16 protein-coding genes are annotated in these 19,611 nt (G+C 57.4%); 11 read left to right on the top strand and 5 right to left on the bottom strand.

All coding sequences use genetic code 11. The features are described 5' to 3' along the window. Positions 1-51: 51 nt before the first annotated feature. Together EPN93_13780 and EPN93_13775 are read left to right on the top strand one after the other, a co-directional pair. The gene (locus tag EPN93_13780) at positions 52-1,332 is read left to right on the top strand and encodes a hypothetical protein (GenBank protein ID TAL33445.1); all 1,281 of its coding nucleotides are present in this window, start codon (positions 52-54) and stop codon (positions 1,330-1,332) included. Then, positions 1,311-2,198 carry an energy transducer TonB gene (locus EPN93_13775; protein TAL33444.1) on the top strand — a complete coding sequence of 296 codons (888 nt, stop codon included), beginning with the start codon at positions 1,311-1,313 and terminating at the stop codon, positions 2,196-2,198. The genes EPN93_13780 and EPN93_13775 overlap by 22 nt, the downstream gene beginning before the upstream one ends. A 7-nt stretch (positions 2,199-2,205) precedes the next feature. On the opposite strand, the gene EPN93_13770 is transcribed toward EPN93_13775, so the two are convergent. Next, positions 2,206-4,527: a YihY family inner membrane protein gene (locus EPN93_13770; protein TAL33443.1), complete on the bottom strand. Its 2,322-nt coding sequence runs from the start codon at positions 4,525-4,527 to the stop codon at positions 2,206-2,208. A gap of 296 nt (positions 4,528-4,823) precedes the next feature. On the opposite strand from EPN93_13770, the gene EPN93_13765 reads away from it, so the two are divergent. From EPN93_13765 to pyrE, 4 genes are all read left to right on the top strand, one after another. Further along, a complete protein-coding gene (locus tag EPN93_13765; protein TAL33442.1) occupies positions 4,824-5,342 on the top strand; it encodes a hypothetical protein in 519 nt (172 codons plus the stop codon). 121 nt (positions 5,343-5,463) lie between these two features. Further along, on the top strand, positions 5,464-5,733 hold the full coding sequence (gene rpsU / locus EPN93_13760; GenBank protein ID TAL33441.1) for a 30S ribosomal protein S21: 270 nt from the start codon (positions 5,464-5,466) through the stop codon (positions 5,731-5,733). A 131-nt stretch (positions 5,734-5,864) separates the two neighbouring features. Further along, a complete protein-coding gene (locus EPN93_13755; GenBank protein ID TAL33440.1) occupies positions 5,865-7,151 on the top strand; it encodes a replication-associated recombination protein A in 1,287 nt (428 codons plus the stop codon). Positions 7,152-7,353: 202 nt separating this feature from the next. After that, a complete protein-coding gene (gene pyrE, locus EPN93_13750) occupies positions 7,354-7,914 on the top strand; it encodes an orotate phosphoribosyltransferase (protein ID TAL33439.1) in 561 nt (186 codons plus the stop codon). A gap of 95 nt (positions 7,915-8,009) precedes the next feature. Here the strand turns inward: pyrE and EPN93_13745 are convergent, their stop codons facing one another. Together EPN93_13745 and EPN93_13740 are read right to left on the bottom strand one after the other, a co-directional pair. Next, positions 8,010-8,537 (bottom strand): hypothetical protein, encoded by a 528-nt coding sequence (locus tag EPN93_13745; GenBank protein ID TAL33438.1) that lies wholly within the window; start codon positions 8,535-8,537, stop codon positions 8,010-8,012. Between the two features lie 164 nt (positions 8,538-8,701). Next, entirely contained in the window at positions 8,702-9,439 is a 738-nt protein-coding gene (locus EPN93_13740) for a tetratricopeptide repeat protein (GenBank protein TAL33437.1), read from the bottom strand. 531 nt (positions 9,440-9,970) lie between these two features. Here EPN93_13740 and EPN93_13735 point away from each other — a divergent pair. The 3 genes from EPN93_13735 to EPN93_13725 all read left to right on the top strand — a co-directional run bounded on the left by EPN93_13735 (position 9,971) and on the right by EPN93_13725 (position 14,508). Beyond that, entirely contained in the window at positions 9,971-10,759 is a 789-nt protein-coding gene (locus EPN93_13735; protein ID TAL33436.1) for a hypothetical protein, read from the top strand. Positions 10,760-11,010: 251 nt separating this feature from the next. Next, positions 11,011-13,761, top strand: coding sequence for a hypothetical protein (locus tag EPN93_13730; protein ID TAL33435.1), 2,751 nt, complete (start codon positions 11,011-11,013; stop codon positions 13,759-13,761). Positions 13,762-13,941: 180 nt separating this feature from the next. After that, complete coding sequence (locus EPN93_13725) at positions 13,942-14,508, top strand: hypothetical protein (protein ID TAL33434.1); 567 nt, start codon at positions 13,942-13,944, stop codon at positions 14,506-14,508. Between the two features lie 36 nt (positions 14,509-14,544). On the opposite strand, the gene EPN93_13720 is transcribed toward EPN93_13725, so the two are convergent. Together EPN93_13720 and EPN93_13715 are read right to left on the bottom strand one after the other, a co-directional pair. Then, the gene (locus EPN93_13720; GenBank protein ID TAL33433.1) at positions 14,545-15,309 is read right to left on the bottom strand and encodes a hypothetical protein; all 765 of its coding nucleotides are present in this window, start codon (positions 15,307-15,309) and stop codon (positions 14,545-14,547) included. Then, positions 15,285-16,070, bottom strand: a complete 786-nt coding sequence (locus tag EPN93_13715) for a 1-acyl-sn-glycerol-3-phosphate acyltransferase (GenBank protein TAL33432.1) — start codon at positions 16,068-16,070, stop codon at positions 15,285-15,287. Before EPN93_13715 ends, EPN93_13720 begins: the two co-directional genes overlap by 25 nt. Positions 16,071-16,841: 771 nt before the next feature. Here EPN93_13715 and EPN93_13710 point away from each other — a divergent pair. Further along, complete coding sequence (locus EPN93_13710) at positions 16,842-17,234, top strand: hypothetical protein (protein ID TAL33431.1); 393 nt, start codon at positions 16,842-16,844, stop codon at positions 17,232-17,234. Positions 17,235-17,236: 2 nt separating this feature from the next. Next, positions 17,237-19,611: excinuclease ABC subunit UvrA (uvrA, locus tag EPN93_13705; GenBank protein TAL33468.1), on the top strand; the 2,375-nt coding region annotated here is incomplete at its 3' end.

The following is a 19,611-nucleotide window of genomic DNA, read 5'->3' as shown; positions in this document are numbered from 1 at the left end:
GGCGGGGTATACTAGCACCCGATCGTAAGAAGCGGGGAGGGAGAGCGAACCATGCACATCGTGTTATTCGAAGACGGGAACCACGACAATTTTTATCCGCTCAGCCTTACGCGGCCGATATGGGAGCTCCGCGCCGGCTGTTTTTCCCTGCGCGAGCGCTGGGACGCGTGTATCGCGGGGAACGCTCCCGGCTCCGAAACCTGGTATTATACCAGGGAAGAGCTCGTCCCGCTTGCAAGGGAATTGCTGCCCTCCTGCCGCATCAACGAGCCCTCAATCATCGCGTCGCGGGAATCGGTGCTGTTTCTCAATTGCGCGCTCATACCCGACCCCTGGGTATTTTCGATCCCCGAAAACACGATCGTAAAAAGCAACGGCGCCGTTCTCGCGGCCAACGTCGTTCCGGCAGGGCTGGGGGCCGATACGCCTGTCCTCGGCCGGCGTCTGCTGAACGCGAAGGGATGCGTCGAAGCGGCGAATCCCCGGCTTAAACTTATCGACTATATCTGGACGCTCGTGGACGAGAATCCCGCGCTCATCACGCGAGACGCGGCGCAGGTCCGGGGGTCGGGACTGTATCGCGCCCCGGTCCCCCCGGGTGTAACAATCACGGGCGATCCCGGTCAAATCTACATAGCTGAGGGGGTCCAAATCGACCCGATGACGTTCATCGATGCGGGTTCCGGTCCAGTGATCATCGGGGCTGGAACCAGGATTCATGCGTTCACCCGTATCGAGGGTCCCTGCAGCATCGGGCGTGATTGCGTGATACTCGGCGCCAGGCTGCGCGGGGGGACCACGATCGGGGACGCCTGCCGGGTCGGGGGTGAAGTGGAGCAGTGCATTATGCATGCTCGATGCAACAAGTACCATGACGGATTCCTGGGGCATTCCTACGTGGGAGAATGGGTCAATTTGGGCGCGCTCACCACGAACAGCGATCTCAAGAACAGCTATTCCACCGTGAAGGTCAATCTCCAGGGAAGGCGCATCCAGACCGAGAAACTGAAGGTGGGCTGCTTTATAGGCGATTTCACGCGGACGAGCATCGGCACCCTTATAAACACCGGGAGCTCGATCGGCGTGGGGTGCATGCTGGTGCACGCCGGGTACATGGCGCCGCGCTACGTACCCTCGTTCGCCTGGTTCATGAACAACCAGCTCTCGGAGGGCGAGCCCCTCCAGACCACGCTGAATACCTGTGGCGTGATCATGGGGCGCAGGGGTGCGGTCCTGAGCCGGGCGCATAGCGGGGTGCTCGAACGGCTCTACGGCGTATGCGAGGAATCGAGGAAATCGGAAGTGAGGAAATGGAGAGACCGGTCGAAATAAAATTCACGCTCGTCGTCCTGGTGTCGATGTGCCTGCACGCGATGGGAATCCTCGCGGTCGTTCTCCCGGACTATCACCAGAGGCTCGACGAGCTGGCGAAACACCACGCGGCGAGCCAGCTCTTTGGCGGGCGCCAGATCATCGCCAACATAAACGAGGACGAGCAGCAGGTCGTGAACGATACCACGATGCTTGGCGAGAAGGATTCTTCGGCAAAGGGATACATGAGCCTTAACCAGGGAGACACCTGGCTCAACAATTCAAGGGACTTCGTCCTCCAGCGCGGCAGGGGTAAATCGGGCACGATGGGCAGGGCGTCCTCGCAGGACCTTTCCGAGGCCCTCACCGGCGAAGACAGCGAGGTTCAGATATCGATTGCCCCGGTAACGCGGGGCGGGGTGCTGGGTGACGAGGGCTCGACCGATCTCACGCGCGTTCCCGACAAGCTGGGCTACTCCCGCGACAACGCGCTCTTCTTCACCAACAGCGGCAGTTTCTCGTTCAATACGAAGAAGTACCCCCATTTCAGGTACTTCAAGGCAATGATGGACAGGATCGGTTCGAACTGGTTCCCGCCCATGCTCGCCAATTCCGTGATCAGCGGGTTTGACCCGATAACGGGCACCTACACGCCGGGGCGGCTGCGCATCATGGCGATACCCAACCAGGAGGTGCGCCTCTTTTTCGTGCTGAACCGCGCCGGGGAGGTTCAGCACGTCCAGATCGTGGACTCCCTGGGAACCGCCTCGCTTGATTCCTCCTGCCTGGATTCCGTCACCATCTCGAAAGAATTCGGTCCCATCCCCGAGGACATCAAGGGGGAAAGGATCGTCATCCCCTGCGTGTTCCTTTACATTATCAACTGATAGCGTATCAGCCCACCTCGTCTATGACTTTCTCAAGCGTGATGTCGCCGAGCGTTTCGTTGCGCTGAGTTTTAAGCGTCTTGAATACGTCGCTGAAATAGCGCTTAAGGGAATCGGTGCCGTGCGCCGGGAGCGCCAGGTCGCTGCTCTGGATGATGTCCATCACGGCGGAAAGCCTGATATTGCCGGACGACGTCGACGGGATGAGACCCCCGTCTCCCGTCTCAATGATGAGCTTTTCCTTCTTGAAGATCGCGTTGAAGTGATCGATATCGTCCGCCTGGTTCGCCGTCGCCTTCAACAGGTCCTTGAAATAGGTTGGGCCCTTGCCTTTTTCAAAATTACGGTAAATAGTATAAAGGATCGCGATGCCGTAATAGACGGCCGTTTCCTTGTTTTCCTTGAACGCCCGTCTCAGGTTCTGGTAAGAAAAGGGATGCATGAGCGTATAGGCGATCTGCGCGCCGTACAGGATGATCACGGCCGATGAGTAAACCAGGAGCAGGAATATGGGAATGGCCGCAAGTCCGCCGTACACGGCAACCGTGCCCGTCGCGAAGCTTTTCACGTAGACGATGAATATCAGGATGAAGCCCACCCAGACCGCGCCGGTGAACGAGGCGCCTACCGCAGCCGCCTTGAACGGAATCTTCATGTTGGGAAGCGCGATGTAGGTCAGGAGGAAGAGGAGCCAGATGAAAACGAACGGCGCGAAGAAGTTCAGGAGATAACCCACCACGTTTGAGCCTTTGGATCCATGCCACGTGCTACCCTTATCCACGGACTTGAGCACCATTCCCGCGTCACCCACCGCGATGATACCGCCGTCTCCCGGCACAAACCGCCTGACCGTGGGCGAGGGGAGATTCGAGCGCGTCCATTTCTCGCCCCCGTTATCGGTATAGATAAACATTCCTTTCTCGCCGCCGATATAGCCCGTGGTTTTATTCGCGAAATATACGGCAGTGTAATTCTTTTCCTGGAACTTGAACACGGTCCATTTTTTCCCGCCGTTTTCGGTATTGAGTATCAACCCCTCGTCGCCCACGATCCAGATGTTCTGCTCGGAGAGCATCGAGGCCTGGTTGAGGCTTACCGGGCGTTTCTTGCGTTTCGCCTCGTTCAGGTAATCGAGCGCCCAGGTCTTTCCCCCGTCGGTGGTTATGATCAGGGCCCCGCGATCGGCGGTGATTATCCCGGTAGTGTTATAAAAGCTTATGGAGTTCAGGTTTGAGTTGAACCCGCCGAATTCCTGGATGGTCCATTTTTTCCCGCCGTCCTCCGTTTTCAGGAGGTAGCCGTCCTCGGCGGCGATGAAGCCGCGCATCGCGTCCAGCATGTGGATATCCCTGAAATTAAATCCGCCCCATTTCTCCGGGAGCCATGTGTTGCCGCGATCATACGAGGTGAAGATGACGCCGCCTTTTCCGACGACCCACCCGCGGTTGTTGACAAACTGGATGTCGGTGAGTTCGTGTTTACGAAGCTCCATCTCCTCCAGCCGGAATTCCTGTTCCTTGAATGTCTTCGTCGCGGGATCGAAATCGAATACGCGCTGGTTGTCCATGTCGAAGCGGTCCGGCTTGACGGGCTGGAGGCTGAGGGCGCCCAGGGCCGTGTTCTGGATGCTCAATTTCTGCCCGGTCACCCACAGGCGGCCGTCGGGCGCGATGGTTGCCGCATTGTAATTGGGCGCGGAGAAGAACGCGGATACCTGCGTGGCGGCCGTGGTCCCGGCTATGAGCATGAGCGGGCCCAGGGTGAGCGCGGCCCAGTAATAGATGATCTTGAGAAACACGGGCCGCTGGCGCTCCACCTGCCAGATGCTGTTGAGCGAGCTCTCGAGTGAGCGCAGCACGGCGGTCGCGGTGAAGACCATGACCACGGCGCCGATGCCCCCTATCTGCGCGGCGTTGTCGATGAGGGAGGATATCGATTCTATGATGGTGTCGATATTGAGCTTGATGTTGTGCTCGGTCATGTACTGGGTCATCATGCGGAAGAGGTCTTCCTTTTTCGCGCCGGCGCCCGCGAATATGGAATAAAAGGTGAGTCCCACGGTGAGCGTGGGGATCAGGGAGACCACCGTCGTGTACGCAATCGCCGAGGCCTTGGTGAGACAGTCGTCCAGCATGAACTTGCGCGTCGAGACAATGAAAATCTTGATCACATTCAGTATTTTTCCCGTGATCTTGTTGTAGGTTTTTTCACCCAGGTATACGTCGTTCAGGAACGACATAAGCTTTGCCTTGAGGACGGACAGCCGGGATTGTTTTTCTTCCGCCCGTTTTTTGTCATGTGCCGCGGGGGCCGGGATTTTTTCACTCATGGCTGCGCTCCTTGGATGAATTGTTTTACGAATGTTGGGGTCCCCTCATGCTTATCCCATCGCGCGGTCAGGGTCAAACAAAAAAGCCGCACCGCCATCCATATTTAAGTGGTTGACATAAATTTCGGGATGATATATGTCAGATACAAACCCAGACAGGTGCTGAGCAGGCATGGATATTCAATTATCCTGTGCGCCGCCCATGCGTTTCCCGGCGGTGGATACATGGTAACAGGGTCTCATGCGGTCTACGTACTCATGGTCGGGGGAGTAAAAATACAGGAGGGTTTTATATTATGAGAAAGTCTTTGATCGCTCTGACGATATTCTGCGCCATTGCGTGCGCGGTCAGCGCATATGCGTTAGGCGTAGGCGACGCCGTATGGAACATCCAGCTGCGCGACTCGGCCGATAATCCCGCCGTCATTCCGGATCTCGGCTCCAAGGTGGTCATGATCACCTACGCGGACAGCACCGCCGCCGATGCGAACGATGCGCTTTCTACCGCGGTTAAAGGTAAGAGCTATTCCGAATCCGTATTCCGCGGACAGGGCGTCGCGAATCTCGCCGATTCAAAATGGATCCCCAATTCCGCCATTCGCGCGATGGTGCGGAAGAAGGAGGCCCAGTTCAATACTACGATCCTCACCGACGCCGACCGTTCACTCCCGACCCAGTGGGGACTCGGTAACGTCGATGACATGTCAATCGTCATTCTCATCGGGAAGGACTTGAAGGTCAAGTTCATCAACTACGGAACAGTATACAATGTTGACGAGGTTCTGGCTCTTATCGATCAGGAAATCGCGAAGTAACATTATTGATAGTATAAAAACAGGGCGCGGGAACCCCCCGCGCCCTTCTTAATTTTAATTGACAATTCATGCGGGTCCAATAGGCTTGTACAAACTTTAAAAAAAGGATGTGAGACAGGCAATGCCGGCACCGATAGAAGTCGATGTCAATGGGGATATCGAGAAGGCCTTCAAGAACTTGAAGAAGAAAATGGCCTTCGAGGGCATCTTCAAAGAGCTCAAGCGCAGGCGCTATTACGAGAAGCCCAGCGAAGAGAAAAAGCGCAAGCGTGAAGAGGCAGAGCGCAGGCGGATCAAGAAGATCAGGCGTTTTGCGGCCCAGAGCAAGGGCAGGCGCTTCGTGGCAGTCAAGGTCGTCGCGAAGGACCACGCTGAAGAAGAGCGCAGCTAGATTTGAACCGTCGCTGATACACCTAAAAAAATCCGGTACTGCCGGATTTTTTTATTTTACAGTACCCCCCGCCGTGCAGAGAATCTCCCCGGGGTGCCCGCATCCCCAGTCAAAAATCGAGGTATACACTCGTGACCACGCCCGACATTCGGCCGCTTGCAGAGCGATGCCGGCCCCTCACGCTCCCCGGCTTCGCGGGGCAGGCCCACCTCCTGGGACCGGGACGCATCGTGAGCACCCTGATCGAGCGCGCGTCGCCGTTCTCCATGATCCTCTGGGGCGAGCCAGGGTGCGGGAAGACAACGCTCGCGCGCCTCATCGCGGAGCATTGCGGCATGGAGTCGTATTTCCTGAGCGCGGTCTCCTCGGGGGTGCCCGAGGTGCGCAAGGTGATCGAGAAGGGCAAGGAGAATCGCGCGCGGGGCGTGAAGACGCTTCTCTTCCTGGACGAAATTCACCGCTTCAACAAGGCGCAGCAGGACGCGGTGCTGGGCGCTGTGGAGGGCGGGGACATCGTGCTTATCGGCGCCACGACGGAGAATCCCTCGTTCCAGGTGATCGCGCCCCTGCTCTCCCGGACCCGGGTGCTGCGGATGAAGCCCCTTGCGCCCGGGGATTTATCGGTCATACTCGAGAACGCCCTGGCCGGTGATAAGGCGCTCATCGACGCGGGGGTTCGCATAGACGACGATCTGAAGAAGAGGCTGGTGGCCCTGGCACAAGGGGACGCACGGCGGATGCTGAACGTGCTCGAGCAGTCGGCGATGCTCTCGTTGGACGGGGTCATCACCCGCGAAATATTGGATGAGGCGGTCCGCGACAGCGTGGTCTACTACGATCGCGCCGGGGACCGGCATTATGACACTATATCCGCCTTCATCAAGTCCATGAGGGGCTCTGACCCCAACGCCGCGGTCTACTACCTGGCGCGCATGATTGAGGCGGGGGAGGACGCCGTCTTCCTCGCGCGGCGCATGGTGATATTCGCCTCCGAGGACGTGGCGAACGCCTCTCCCCAGGCGCTGTCGATCGCGACCTCGGCTATGGTGGCCGTGCAGAATATCGGCATGCCGGAGGCCGCGATCATACTCTCGCACTGCGCCACCTTCCTCGCGTCGTGCCCCAAGAGCAACGCGTCGTACATGGCCCTCACGGCCGCGCGCGAACAGGCGAAAGACCATTCGGTTCCGATACCGCTGCATCTCCGGAACGCGCCCACTGGCCTCATGAAGGACCTGGGCTACGCGAAGGGCTACCGGTACCCGCATGACTTCGCGGGACATTTCGTGAAAGAAAGCTACCTGCCGCAGGGACTGGAAGACAAGGTCTACTACAAGCCTTCCATGGAAGGAAGTGAAAAGGCCATCCGCGAAAGGCTCGAGCGCCTGTGGCCGGAGAAGTACAAAAAAGAGAAGTGAAAAGACTTGCACGAAAACACCCCCGCGTCAAAGCTTAATACGGAAGGGTAGGGAATGGGAAGCCCCCGCACCCCCGGAGGGGGCAAAGAGAGAAATGGAGAGAATTGTTAAGAGCGTAAAAACAGGGTCTTCATCTCCCTTGAGGGGCGCCGGCGGATAAACGCTTAATGTGAATAATCAATAATCAATTCAGGAGAGACGAATGACCGATCGCGAGAGACTGTTCGAAATACTTTATACGAAATCATTCATGTACCGGGAGGTACCGCCCTTCAAGCTCGTATCCGGGCGCGAGAGCTTTTATTATTTCGACTGCAAGGCGACGACGCTGGACCCGGAGGGATGCACCCTCACGGGGAAACTCATGTTCCAGGCGGTGAAGGACCTGGGCTGCCAGGCCTGCGGCGGCCTCACCCTGGGCGCCGACCCGATCGCGCTAGCGGCAAGCCTGGAGGCGTTCCGCAACGGCGCGATCATTAAACCGCTCATCGTGCGCAAGGAGCCCAAGAAGCACGGCACGCAAAAATGGATCGAGGGCGTGCTGGAGGGTGTGAAAGACGTGGTGGTGATCGACGACGTGATCACGACGGGCGGCTCCACGATCACGGCGATCGAACGTATGCGCGAATCCGGCCTGAACGTGATCAGGGCTGCGGTGGTGGTCGACCGTGAGGAAGGCGGCCGCGAAGCGATCGAGGCGACGGGCGTGCAGGTGATAGCGCTTTTCAGCCGGGCGGATTTTGATAAGAGGAGAAAGGCGTAAGGAGTTTTGGGGGCCGATACGCATTCAAGTAGAGCCGTCCCGGTGGGACGGCTCTACTTGCGAGAAGGGGATTTTATCCGACTGAGAACTCGGAGTTAGAAATTATACTGAATCCCTACGCCCAGCTTCCACATGTTTGTGTCTGTCGACGCGATGTCGTGGATTACGTAACGCGCTTCGAGTATAAGGGTAAAGGGACCCGCTATCGCGAATTCGCACCCGGCAAATCCTTCGATGCCCGCATCGGAATCGGATTCATGCGAGGTCTTGAAATCATACAGGTTCAGAGCGGGACCGAATCCAAGGAATGGGCTGATCGCAGTCTGTCCCAGGAAGTGCCAGTACCAGTCGATATGAATGCCCCACACGTCGGCTTCGAAGGTGTCATTGGGTCCCTTGAGTGTCAGGTAATCCAGGCCCGGTTTGAATTTCAGGCTGTTGAAAAGAAAATTTCCAGCGTCGAAAAATACGCCAAAAAATGGGGTATCATCGATCTCGGCATCCGCATAATCGCCACCCATAACGGCGTATCCGCCCTTGATTCCGATTCCGCGCGCGTAAGAGGTGTCCGCGGCCAGGAACAGCAGGCCGAGCACGGCAAGCATCACTACCAGTTTTTTCATGTTTCCTCCATATTTGATTCAAAATATGCGGGTCCAAATACCCGTTAATTCTGCCCGAAACGCACGATACCCCGCACAAAAACGAGGCGAGACGGTCACGTCGCGCAAAATCACGCATAATATACCGATTATGTCTCGGGCCGTCAAGGAAAATCCATGCGGACCTACCGGCGGTTTTTAAGCGCCCGATCAATCACGCGGCGCGACTTCTCGTACAGGGGCTGCGCGTTCTCGCTGAGAGCGCGGTCGATGTGCCGGAGCGCGAGCGGGTAGTCGCCCGCCTTGAAGGCGTATTTTGCCATGAGGTGGTGGAGCTTATGGAACTCCGGATCGATCTTCGATGCCTTGTTCAATATCTGACCCGCTTTCGTGAAGTCTTTTTTCCTGGCGTACACCTCCGCGAGCACGATATACGAATACATGAAGCGGGGATTGAGCTCTATCGCCTTTTTCAGATGCAGCTCCGCCTTCTCGTAGTCCTTTCTTCGCAGCCACTCCTCGCCCATTTCGAAGTTGTTCTCGGACTCGAGATAGACATAATGCTTCATTTGAACGCCTGTTCCGGGTCGGCGTAGATGACGGCCTGCGACGCGTTGGAGAACACGGAGGTGAACAGCTCGAAATCCTCGCCACTGAGCGCCGAGAAGCGGATGCGGTACACCGCGGCGTCGAGCCTCTTGATGGGATAGGCCTCGTCGGAGCATATCTCGACGTCCTGTTTCGGCTTGAAATTGATATCGTAATTTCTTCCCAGTTCCGAAAACATGAATTGCTGGCCCGGAACCGCGAGTTTCCTGATGTCGATGGCCTTTTCGACGATGAAGAACATGGGAAGGGCCTTCTCCTGCAAAAAAATGTTTTCCTGGCCGGCCTTCTGGGCGCTCATGCTCACGCGGATGCATTCCTCGGTGCGAAGGAGCTTGAAATAGACCGCGTAGGTGGCCTCCCGCTCAATCCGGTCGGCGGTTTCCGTCTGCTTGTTTGGCCCCCCCGTGTAGGTGTCGGTGAACCTGTATATCCTGGCCTTCCCGGTGCTGGCGCACCCGGCCAGCCAGCCGGCGGCAAGGACGATCGTGAGCGCCAGGATGAGCGTCTGGGGAATTTCCGTGATGCGTGATCGTGTTTCCAATGTATCGGCCTGCCTGGATTTCGGGGCCGCGAAACAGGGCGGCCGTTCATATGAAAGTATACAGGGCCCCGTGAAAACGGTCAACCATTTGTGGTATTTGGAAAGTAACGCGCCGATACGAATGCTCCAGCTTGTCAAGGTATCGGAAAGGGTGACGCGAACGGTACCACATGACATGTGCCGTTATAGCTGCACGCGAAATAGATTGACAATGGCATCATAAGCATGAAACTCAGAGGCGCACTACACTGCCGCGCAGGGCGTTCCGGTCATTGGGCAATGGGATCGAGGCAATAGAAGGACAATGGGGTACAGGGCGTATCGGTATCGCGTCATCATGGCGCTTGGCAGGCTGCTTCGCCCGTTCGAGCGGTGGCGCGTGTTTTCGCGGCGCGATTCCTCGCGTACCACTTCCGGTCATATGGTTCCGATACACGCGACGGTGGTATCGGGCCCCCATGTCGTGCTGCCGCTCGCGATACTCGAACCGCTCATTCGCGGGGCTTCCCGCGTCGCTGTCATGCGCGAGTGCCTGTGCCGCCGCGGGGAGGGGTGTCGCACACACCCGGTAACGCTGGGCTGCCTGCTCCTGGGGGACGCCGTGGGCGGGCTCGACCCGGGGCTGGGCCTCGAGGTGACGGCGGACCGGGCGGTGCGCCATGCGGCAGACGCGATCGCGTCCGGGCTTTTCCCGCTTGTGGTGCACAACAGCTTCGACGCCTGGATGTGGGGCGTCGACTACCGGCGCATGTTGAACGTGTGCTTCTGCTGCGAGTGCTGCTGCACCGTCCGGCGGATCGTGCGGGAGCGCCTCTCACCGGGATTCACCGAGAATACCTTCAGGCTTCCCGGCGTATCGGTTGTGGTGCTCGATTCGTGCACGGGCTGCGGCGCGTGCGTGGACGCGTGCATGGCCCGCGCGATCTCGCGGGAAGGGGTCAGAGCCCTCATCGACGGGGCGCTGTGCAAGGGGTGCGGCCGCTGTGCGGCGCTCTGCCCGGAGCACGCCATAGAGGTCCGGGTATCGGCGCCGGGGGAGATTTCCGCGGAGCTTATGCGGATTTACGGCAAAAGGACAAGGGTGGGGTTCTGATATTACCGAAAGCGATATCGGCGCCCGCGCCCGGAGAACACCGCCCGGCACAGCGGCAAAAAACACGGGGCCGGGTAAAATTCTACTTGCCTAATGGGCGCTCCCGCCTTATTGAAGCACATAATCTTATTTCGAAACAGACGCTCACGCGGGACGGCAATCGCGTCCCGTGACCGGCGCATCCCCTCTTCAGGGCCGAATCGACTCCTGAAATAAGAAACACGGAAAAAAACGAACGCACCTGACTGAACATGTTTCTCAAGTCCATGGAAATATTCGGGTTCAAATCCTTCGCGGAACGGACCCCCGTCGTATTCGAACCCGGGATCACTGCGATCGTGGGCCCGAACGGCTGCGGCAAGTCGAACGTCGTCGATTCAATAAAATGGGTGCTCGGGGAGAAACAGGCGCGCAACATCCGGGGCGAGAAGATGGAGGACATCATTTTCTCGGGCACCGATTCGCGCAAACCGCTGTCGCTGGCCGAGGTGAGCATCACGATCGACAACGCCAACCGCGTGCTCGCGCTCGATTCCGAGGAGGTCACCGTCACCAGGCGCGTCTTTCGCGACGGCGAATCCGAATACCTGATCAACAAGTCGCCCGTGCGCCTCAAGGACATCGAGGAGCTTTTCATGGATACGGGGATCGGGAAATCCGCCTACTCCGTGATGGAGCAGGGACGCATGGACCTGATACTCTCGACGCGCGCGGAGGACCGACGCTACATCTTCGAAGAGGCGGCGGGCATTTCGCGCTTTAAATTCCAGAAACGGGAAAGCCTGCGCAAGCTCGAGGAGACGAGCACCAACCTGGAGCGCATCAACGATATCGTGCGTGAGATCGAGCGGGAAAAAGACCTCAAGGCCAAACAGGCCGAGAAGACGAAGGTCTACCTGGGACTCACCGGCGAGCTCAAGGAATACGATATTCGGCTCAATTTCCTGAAATACGCGGAGCTCGTGCGCCGCAGGAAAAAGATCGAGGCGGACCTGGCGGGTCTCAAGAGGGAACGCGAGGCGCTCACCGCGAAGGTGAGCGTGGTGAGCGCGGAGAACGAGAAGGACGAGAAGTACCGCAACGACATACAGCTCGAGATGTTCGAACTCGACAAGAAGCTCCATGCCTACAGCATCAAGGTCGAGGACATCGACGCGCGCAGTGGGAAGAACCGCTCGCTCATCGAGGAGACCATGAAGAGGCGCGCGGCGGTGGAGAAAAACATCGCCGAGCGCGGCGAGAGCCTGGCGCGCCTCGCGGACGAGCGCGTCAAGACCGAGCAGGCCGGAGTGGATATCCGCCGAAAGATCAAGGAAGATCGCGACCGCCTCGAGAGCATCTACGAGATGCGCAAGAAGAAGATCCAGTCGATCCACACGTCGCGCGACAGGATCGAGCTGAACCGCCGGCGGATAAAGGAAAACGAGGAGACACTCAAGTCGCTGCGCGAGAGCCTTGAACGCGTCATAAAAAAGCTCGTCGACGCGATCGAGAAGCGAAAGGCGGAGCTCGCGGGTTCGGAGGAAGAGCGCCAGCGCGTGCGCGCGCGAATAGGCGAGGAGATCAGGATGATCGAGGACGCGCTGCGGGGAGGCCTGCAGAACCTTGAGCTGGGCCTTACCGACGAGGCGCGGGCGTCCCTGCGGGGCATAGACCTGGAAACGCTCAAGGGCGACATCGCGCTTTTCGAAAGCTTCGAGGACGGGTTCCGCTCCATCCTGTTCGATAAGACCGGCATCCACGCCGAAAAGGAACAGCTTGACGGCAGTATCGCGGGCACGATGTCGTCGAACGAGTCGTTGAACGCCGAGATCGCGTCCCTCGAGGAGTTCATCAGAAACGAGCAGGCCGAGGTCGAGAACATCAACGGCATGATCATGAAGCTCGAAAAGGACCTCTCCGGGAACGAAAAGGAGAACGACTGGATCGAGAAGCATTTGAAATCGCTCGCGCACCAGATTGGCGACGTCCAGGCGCAGATAGACGCCCACCGCCAGGATCTCACCAGGTCGGAGGAAGCCATCCAGGCGCTCCAGGGTGAAATACGCGAGATGGAGGATCGCCTGGTCGAGTTCGGCGAGCGGAGCGAGACGCTCAGGAAAAAGATTGCCGAATGCAACGAGCGGCGCGGCGAGATCGAGCGGCAGATAATGAACCGGAAGGACGTATCGCGCAAGGATTCCGAGAGTCTGGCAAAGATGAACGACCGTATCGGCGAGATGGACAAGGGGCTGGTCGAGCTTATTTTCCGGATGAACGGCATAGAGGAATACGTGTGGACCGAGTACGAGAAAAAGGTCGCCGACATGAAATCGGTCCAGGCCGACGATTCCCAGCTCCCCGATATCCAGAGGAACATCCAGGAGCTGAAAAAAAAGATCCAGGACCTTGGTCCGATAAACAACCTCGCGATCGAGGAATTCAAGGATTTAAAGAAGCGCTTCGACTATTACATAAACCAGCGCAAGGATATCGAGAAGGCGAAAGAGGACATCATTTCCGTCATCCAGGACATCAACAAGACGTCGATGGACATGTTCCTGTCGACCTTCATGGATATACAGAAAAATTTTTCCGAGATATTCAAGCAGCTCTTCGAGGGAGGGACTGCGAGCCTCGAGCTCACCGAACCCGAAAACGTTCTCGAGAGCGGGATCGACATCTTCGTGCGCCCTCCGGGGAAAAAACCCAAGAGTATCAACCTGCTTTCGGGCGGCGAAAGGGCGCTCACCGCGATCGCGTTGCTCTTCGCGACCTACATGGTGAAACCGTCGCCTTTTTGTTTCCTTGACGAGATCGACGCGCCACTGGATGAGGAGAATATCGGGCGATTTTTGAGGATGCTCCAGCAGTTCGCCAAGACCTCGCAGTTCGTCATCGTGACCCACAACAAGAAGACCATGCGGATAGGGGAATCCATCTACGGCGTGACCATGGAGGAGCCGGGCGTTTCCAAGGTGGTATCTCTTCGCATGGAGAAAGCGGAAAAGAAGGCAGTTTGACCCGGTGACGCTCCCGTCCGGGAAGGAGTCTGTCGCGCCTCGTACCCGTGTATCGGCCCCCTGCCCGCCTTTGTATTTATTATGTCTCCTGGAATTATTTATTTGACAAAAACCCGCACGACCCCTAAGATACACGAGAATGGTAAACTGTGCTGACGCGCGCACAACGGAGGGTGTAACATGAAGGTTTCCATTGATGGGATTCTAGGTTCCGCGAGCAAAATATCCAATGATCGCCAGGTCGAAGGGGAAGGTCGCGATCGCAAGAAACGCGGCGAGCTCCGCGGGGATTCCATTGAAATCGGGAACCGCGTCAACAGTCGTCTCGATTCGATCCAGGTGGAGCTTCGCGACCTGCAATCGGCCCTCACCCGGAGCCAGGTGGTAAGGAACGGCATCGATCTCCTGGAAAAGGATCTTGCACGCGGTGGGAACGAGGGCAGGCAAATCCTTGATTCCTCTACCTTCGAAGGGAAAAAGGTCTTAAAGGATTTCGTGGGTGATTCACCGACCGCAGCCATTCTTCAAGAGAAACGGGACCAGGTGCATTCCACGATTCGCGAAGAAATCTCACGCATCACGAGGCTCGAAATCGAAGTTGAAAATATCGTCGCGAGCAACATTGCGGACGGTGGGAAAACTGCTGATGTGCTGAAAAGCGTTTCCATGGCGCTTGAAAAAGCAGGAAACGACGTAAGCGCGCATTCGGCACTCAATGCGGATACGGTGATGAGGTTGATAAAGTAACTGTTCAAGGGATAGGTCCATCGGGTGGTGGGCAGGTTATTCCCTCGAATATTGTATTCGAACCCATCGCCTGTTTTTACAGGCCTTACGGGCTCTGACCCCGTCATAGTAATTGAAATAAATCCCCTCAAATTCCTGAAATTTTCTGATCCGTTCTCCCATTGACCTTCCCAGCCCAGTGAATGCGGCATGGTGCGTGATCTCTACCAGCGTCCTGAATTTGTCATCAAGGTAACAATTGACCGCTCCATACCGATAGCCCCGAGGATCTTTTTCCTTTTTATGCCTAACCGGGTTATAAGCAAGGTACCAAAGCATTCCCAATACCTCGTCGCGCGACCGGTAGTGCTCTTCAACAATCGTATCTTTGAATCTTTCATTCCAGAAGGGGCCTATCCGCTTCGCCGCCCGATTGAAGGACTCCGCGTAGCGTGCCTTGAAATACTGCATGATGCGGGAGATTGTGGCTCCCCCGTGGAGTGTCCTGACTACCAGGTGAAAATGGCTGTCCATGATCTGGTAGAATATCAATTCAAATCGATATTTCCGCTGGGTGCGTCGTAGAGTGAAAATCATCATGTCCTTCGCACTATCTTCTGTGAGAAGGGTTTTCCATTCTATGCACCGGGAATAGACATGATAAGTTGTATTCGGAAGACATCGTCGATGCGGTCTGGGCATTGGGCCTGCTCCATTTTTTGTGCTCCGCTTATCTTTACGAATACAGGCTCGGAAAACGGAACAAAAATGGCTCTGACCCCCGATAAATTTTAAGACTAACGGCTCTGACCCCCATCCCATGGTACGAGCGAGACCGCGCGGTGCCGATGAATAACCTCGGCCACCCTTGGGCGAACGATTTCATTCGCGATACGAAATTCATCTTTTCTACCAAGTTCCCTTCCATAAAGGGACTCCAGTTCGAAGGGTCGTCCGAATTCGATTCGTGTTTTCACGGGAAGGGTGAAGGGCGGCATGACAACGTCAGGTGTACGGTGGTCCCGCGCGATTTCCATGACGATAGGCGAGGCGAGGTCGAACCCGATCATCGCGACAGGAACTATGGGTACTTGATACCGAAGCGCAAGCCTGACAACGCCAGGATAAAAAGGCTTAAGCTTCCCGCGGTTCCACACGGTCCCTGATCCGCCCTCGGGGAAAATGCACACCAGGCCGGGGAAGCGTGCGCCTCCTTTCACCAGCCAGGGATCGATATAATCATACTGTATGCCTCCCCGCAGCCGCAGGGGAATGCCTCCTCCTACAAAGTATCGCCCCCATGTACTTTCAATGAAATGCCATTCGCGGGCGATGAGCACGCTTATTTCCCGCGACGGATGAGCAAAAAACATGATCGCCATTATATCGAGATCGAACCCGCCGCTGTGGTTGGGAACGATGAGCGCGGGCCCCTCGGGGATATTATCGAGCCCCCTTACCTCCAGCCGGTGATAAAGCTTGAAATACCATTTCAGGAACGCCTTTTTTCTCCGGTTATATCGCGCAAACCTGGAATGGTATTCCCGCTCTTCCCGCGCATATGTCAGGTAATTCATAATCATCCCCCGGTCAGTGAAATACCTGATACTGCATGCAACATACGGAATTTGTCAAGCGGTCAGATTCACGGAAATCCAGGCTATTCCAGCAAGGATGATTCTATCACCGGCACGGGGTTCCGATAATTCATTTGCCCCGGATCGAGACGGGCCGGTGCAAACCGAGGCTCCACAATTCGCCAGGAAGGGCTCTGACCCTCTTCCGGGTGCGTATCCCACCTGCGCGATCGCCCATTCCCATCATATAATGCCCCCTTTGGTCGCGTGTGCCGCCGCGAACCATGATGCCATGGAAATTGTCACTTTGCACCGGGGTAAGAATATCCCGGAATAGGGCTCTGACCCCACGGATGCGTATCAGACCGTGCTATTTTTATCAACATGCGGGGGCTGGACGGACGCGACCTGGGCGCCTAATTTCGGCAAGGTGCGTTACATTAAGGCGAAGGGCCTTGAGCGAAATTCGACATGAAAACGTACGTTAAATCGCGGCCCGACAAAAAATAAATTTTTTCGGCAATTTATTTGACAAAAAAATGACCGGCTCCATAGATTTGTCCGAGAATTACGCAGCGACGTGCAGTGTCGAAATTTTTTCGATAAAAAACGACTAAACGGTTGTGCTTCGCGCCGCCTTTCAGCTATAATATAGGGAGACCACGAGTCTCGATTGGAAAGCCGCCGCGTAAGCGAACCGTCGGCAGAGGGCGCACACAGGGAGTATCATACAATCCTTGTGCGGAGCGGTGATATTGTTCCATTCAGGGTGATGCCATGGCAGTTGAATTCGAAAAAGAATACGACGACGAAGTGTACGAAGACGAGTACTACGATGAACACTTCGACGAGGAAGAGCTTGCAGACGAGGAAGATCTCGGGGCGGCCGGCTACGAGGAGGTAGATATCACCCGGGAGACCGGTGATGTCGAGGAGGACGAGGCCGACGAGGGAGACGAGGCCGACGAAGGAGACGAGGCCGACGAGGAAGATCCCACCAAGAAAAAGAAAAAGAAAAACCTTCGCAAAATCGAGGTGAGCTACGCCTGCGAAGACTGCGATTACCGCTGGGAGGACTATATCCTCAAGAAAAAAGACGAGCTCGACGACGGCGAGGATTTCGATGTCGTATGTCCCATGTGCGGTTCGACTACCATCACCCTGATATGAGCCTGGATGTCATCCGGATCAAAGGGGCGAGGGAACACAACCTCAAGAACATCTCCATAGATTTGCCCAGGGAAAGCCTGGTGGTCATCACCGGCCTTTCGGGCTCGGGAAAGAGCTCGCTCGCGTTCGATACGATCTACGCGGAGGGACAGAGACGATACGTCGAGTCGCTCTCGGCGTACGCGCGCCAGTTCCTGGGAATCATGGAAAAGCCCGACGTGGACCTCATAGACGGGCTTTCCCCCGCGATTTCCATCGAGCAGAAGACCACGCACCGCAACCCGCGTTCCACGGTGGGCACGGTCACGGAGATTTACGATTACCTTCGCCTTCTCTTCGCGCGCGTGGGAATCCCGTACTGCCCGCAGTGCGGGAAGCGCATCTCCTCGCAATCGGTCGACCAGATCACGGAATCGATGCTCACGCTCCCGCCCGGATCGAAGATCCAGGTGATGGCCCCGGTCGTGCGCGGGCGCAAGGGGGAACACGGGGACCGTTTCGAGTTCGCGCGCAAGAGCGGCTTCGCGAGGGTTCGCGTGGACGGCCAGCAGCGCTCGCTCGACGAGGAGATCAAGCTAGACAAGAACAAGAAGCACAACATCGAGATCGTTGTCGACCGTATCGTCCTGAAAGACGCGATCCGCTCCAGGCTCGCCGATTCCGTCGAGACCGCGATCGAGCTCGCGGAGGGGCTGGTCGTCGTGGACGTGAACGGCCAGGAGCGCCTCTATTCCACCTCGCTCTCGTGCCCGGATTGCGGAATATCGATCCCCGAGCTTTCGCCGCGGATGTTCTCGTTCAACAGCCCCTACGGCGCCTGCGAAACGTGCAGCGGGCTGGGCTACCTCATGCAGTTTTCGCCCGAGCTCGTCGTGGGCGACCCCGAAAAATCGCTGTACGAGGGGGCCCTGGAGGTATGGGGGAAAACGATAAGCTACTGGTACCGCGAGCAGCTCGAGGCGCTTGAAAAAAATTTCCAGTTCGACGGGTCCCGGCCGTGGAAGGACCTCCCCAAAAAGATAAAGGACGTCATCCTCTTTGGCACCGGGGGGAAGAAGATACGCTACGACATCAAGCGCGAGGACGCGCAGTTCAAGTTCGCCCGGACATTCGAGGGCGTGATCCCCAACCTGGAGCGCCGCTACCGCGAGACGAAGTCCGAGGACATGCGCGAATGGATGGAGCGCTTCATGGAGAACCGCGTGTGCGACGCCTGCGGGGGCATGCGGCTTCGGCCGGAAAGCCTCGCGGTGCGCGTCGCCGGGAAGAACATCCACGAAGTGACGGGCTATTCCATACGCGACGCGCACGGCTTTTTCGGGTCCATCGAGCTCACCGAGACCGAGATGAAGATCGCGACCCAGGTGCTCAAGGAGATCCGCACACGGTTGAATTTTCTGAAAGACGTGGGCATCGACTACCTCACGCTCGACCGCGCCGCCGGGACCCTGTCTGGGGGGGAGGCGCAGCGCATACGACTCGCGACGCAGATAGGCTCGAGCCTCATGGGCGTGCTCTACATCCTGGACGAGCCCAGTATCGGTCTCCACCAGAGGGACAACCGGAAGCTCCTGGATACGCTCAAGTACCTGCGCGACCTGGGCAACACCGTGATCGTGGTCGAGCACGACGAGGAAACCATCCGCGAGGCCGACTACGTCGTCGACCTGGGGCCTGGGGCCGGGTTCGCCGGCGGCTACATAATCGCGAAGGGCACGCCCGACGAGATCGCGCGCAACCCAAAATCGCTCACCGGGAAATATCTCGCGGGAACATTCAGGATCGAGATCCCGCTCCGCAGAAGGGAACCCCGGGGCTTTATAGAGATCACCGGCGCGAAGGAAAACAACCTGCGCGACGTGAACGCCCGCTTCCCGCTGGGGGTGCTCACCTGCGTGACGGGCGTATCGGGCTCCGGAAAATCGACGCTCGTCATCGAGATCCTGTACCGCGCGCTTTCGGCGCTGGTGATGAAATCCAAGGAGCACCCCGGCAAGTTCACGAAAATTTCGGGCGTAGAGCAGATCGACAAGGTCATCGACATCGACCAGTCCCCCATAGGGCGCACGCCCCGCTCGAACCCCGCGACCTACACCGGGGTTTTCACCCCCATCCGCGAGCTTTTCACGGGGCTCCCCGAGTCGAAGGCGCGCGGGTACAAGGCAGGAAGGTTCTCGTTCAATGTCCCGGGAGGGCGCTGCGAGTCCTGCGAGGGCGACGGCATCAAGAAGATCGAGATGCACTTCCTCCCGGACGTGTACGTGACCTGCGAGGTCTGCAAGGGAAGGCGCTATAACCACGAAACGCTCGAGGTCCGGTTCCGCGGGAAGAACATCTACGAGGTGCTCGACATGTCGGCCTCGGAGGCGCTCGAGTT

This window comes from Spirochaetota bacterium (genome assembly GCA_004297825.1).
Lineage (GTDB): Bacteria > Spirochaetota > UBA4802 > UBA4802 > UBA5368 > FW300-bin19.
This window is presented reverse-complemented; position numbering and strand designations above follow the sequence as displayed.

Coding starts and splice junctions, on each gene's coding strand:
- EPN93_13780 (TAL33445.1), top strand. CDS start 52: ATGCACATCGTGTTATTCGAAGACGGGAACCACGACAATTTTTATCCG.
- EPN93_13775 (TAL33444.1), top strand. CDS start 1,311: ATGGAGAGACCGGTCGAAATAAAATTCACGCTCGTCGTCCTGGTGTCG.
- EPN93_13770 (TAL33443.1), bottom strand. CDS start 4,527: ATGAGTGAAAAAATCCCGGCCCCCGCGGCACATGACAAAAAACGGGCG.
- EPN93_13765 (TAL33442.1), top strand. CDS start 4,824: ATGAGAAAGTCTTTGATCGCTCTGACGATATTCTGCGCCATTGCGTGC.
- rpsU (TAL33441.1), top strand. CDS start 5,464: ATGCCGGCACCGATAGAAGTCGATGTCAATGGGGATATCGAGAAGGCC.
- pyrE (TAL33439.1), top strand. CDS start 7,354: ATGACCGATCGCGAGAGACTGTTCGAAATACTTTATACGAAATCATTC.
- EPN93_13745 (TAL33438.1), bottom strand. CDS start 8,537: ATGAAAAAACTGGTAGTGATGCTTGCCGTGCTCGGCCTGCTGTTCCTG.
- EPN93_13740 (TAL33437.1), bottom strand. CDS start 9,439: ATGCATCCGCGTGAGCATGAGCGCCCAGAAGGCCGGCCAGGAAAACAT.
- EPN93_13735 (TAL33436.1), top strand. CDS start 9,971: ATGGGGTACAGGGCGTATCGGTATCGCGTCATCATGGCGCTTGGCAGG.
- EPN93_13730 (TAL33435.1), top strand. CDS start 11,011: ATGTTTCTCAAGTCCATGGAAATATTCGGGTTCAAATCCTTCGCGGAA.
- EPN93_13725 (TAL33434.1), top strand. CDS start 13,942: ATGAAGGTTTCCATTGATGGGATTCTAGGTTCCGCGAGCAAAATATCC.
- EPN93_13720 (TAL33433.1), bottom strand. CDS start 15,309: ATGGGATGGGGGTCAGAGCCGTTAGTCTTAAAATTTATCGGGGGTCAG.
- EPN93_13715 (TAL33432.1), bottom strand. CDS start 16,070: ATGATTATGAATTACCTGACATATGCGCGGGAAGAGCGGGAATACCAT.
- EPN93_13710 (TAL33431.1), top strand. CDS start 16,842: ATGGCAGTTGAATTCGAAAAAGAATACGACGACGAAGTGTACGAAGAC.